This is a genomic window from Bradyrhizobium sp. P5_C11_2, assembly GCF_054049755.1.
The window spans coordinates 1-1,915 of the sequence record NZ_JBFULT010000888.1; the positions used below are offsets into that span (position 1 = coordinate 1).

A 1,915-nucleotide genomic window follows, 5' to 3' on the forward strand; every position below is an offset into this window, starting at 1 on the left:
ATTGCTTCCCGACCTTTTACAATATTTGTCGGTTCATACATGACCGGCTGTTCGACGAACAAATCATCGATGGCGGTCCGACGCTTATCGTCATCCCGTTCGTTGAATACCCGCTCTAGATTCGATCGAAGGATGTAGTCAAAATCGACTTCTTGCTTTGTCATCTGCATTCCATTCTTGATTTACCTGCCTTCAAGCGAACTTGAAGAACCTTAGATACCTGTTTTTGCGAGCAGGTACAAACAGCCCCGCGTTCGCCCTCAAAGGTAAAGGGCCAGCAGAGTGCGCGACAGAATGTCCGCTGTGGGTCAATCGCGTCGCTATTGCCGCGTGCCGCTCTATTCCGGTCTACCCCTGTAAACGGAAATCGTCAGACTGCGCCGGCATGTCTCACACGGGCCAACAGGCGACGACGCGGGGCGCGCGAGAATAAGGCCGCCTTCGGAAATCCGTTCTCATCGGACAAGGACGTAGAGAACGTGAAGCGAATTGCCGATGACGAGAATGCCCATCGTCACTGAGAGCCATGTTAGGACTTTATCATGGTTCATTAGTCATCTACTCGAGTTTCCATCAGCTGGTTTCTCGCTGTCGTTGGGCGCACTCGGCCCCCCATCCAAGGCCCAAGGTAACCGAGATCAGCGAGCCGAACAGCACGCCGAGCTTCGCCGCATCGAGCAGCTTGTCGTCGCTAAAGGCGAGCATGGCGATGAARATCGACATGGTGAAGCCGATGCCGGCGAGCAGCCCGACGAGACAAACGCCGCTCCATGACACGTCTGGCGCGAGGCGGCACCAGCCCGTGCGCACCGCAAGCCACGTCGCCCCGATCACACCGACCGGCTTTCCCGCACACAGCGCGAGTGCGACGCCGAGCGTCACGAACCGAGCGTCGCCTGATAGGTCCATGCCTTTGAAGCTGATACCCGCATTCGCCAACGCGAAGACCGGCATGATGGCRTAGGCGACCCAGGGATGCAGCGCCATCTCCACACGAATGACGGGCGGCGCGATCCAGGGATGCCGCGACCGCGCCGGCGTGATCAGCCCAAGCACGATGCCTKCGAGCGTCGGATGAASGCCTGCCATGAGAAAGCCCGCCCAGACGATGAACGCCGGCACGACATAGGCATAGGCGGAGCCGATTCCKAGGCGCTGAAAGCCGAGCGCCATGACAACGCCGAGCGCCGCGACGGCAAAGCCGCTGGAATCGAGTCCGCTGGTGTAGAACAGCGCGATGATGAGAACCGCGATGATGTCGTCGATGATAGCGAGCGCCAGCAGAAAGACCCGAATGTTGCCTGGAATCGATTTGCCGAGCAGCGCGAGCACGCCGACGGCGAAAGCGATATCGGTGGCGGTCGGTATCGCCCAGCCATGGCCGCGCCCCGGAACGGCGTTGAAGCTCAGATAGATCAGCGCAGGAACGACGACCCCGCCGAATGCCGCCAGCACCGGCAAGATAGCTTGGTCGAACCTGCTCAGCGCGCCCTCGTGGATCTCGCGRCGAATCTCCATGCCGACGACGAGGAAGAACATCGTCATCAGCGCGTCGTTGATCCAGAAATGCAGCGGCCTTTCGAAAGCAAATGCGCCGAGGCGAAGTGGAATCGCCAGGTTCCAGACGTCATGATACGAATGGGCCACTGGCGAGTTGGCCCACAGCAATGCGGCCGCCGCGGCCGCGAGCAGCACAATCCCGCTGATCGCCTCGACATGCAGGAAGTGCTGTAGTGTCGCGAGCGCTCGCTCGGCGAGAGATTGGGACTTTGAAGGGTTTCTGCCGGGCAGCTGATCGTTCATGGGGCGCACGCATCCTGCGTGGCGGCCCGACCATCGCTTAACCTGTCACTGCTTCATGCAGCGAGCACCCGTGGTTGTTCTACACAACAGAGCCGAGAACGCAACTGTGATG

Annotated in this window: 1 protein-coding gene; it reads right to left on the reverse strand. The window is 59.8% G+C overall.

The window, feature by feature from the left end; translation table 11 throughout:
- Positions 1–573: 573 nt before the first annotated feature.
- Complete coding sequence (gene nhaA / locus ACXJL8_RS39900) at positions 574–1,803, reverse strand: Na+/H+ antiporter NhaA (RefSeq protein ID WP_456686911.1); 1,230 nt, start codon at positions 1,801–1,803, stop codon at positions 574–576.
- Positions 1,804–1,915 lie beyond the last annotated feature (112 nt).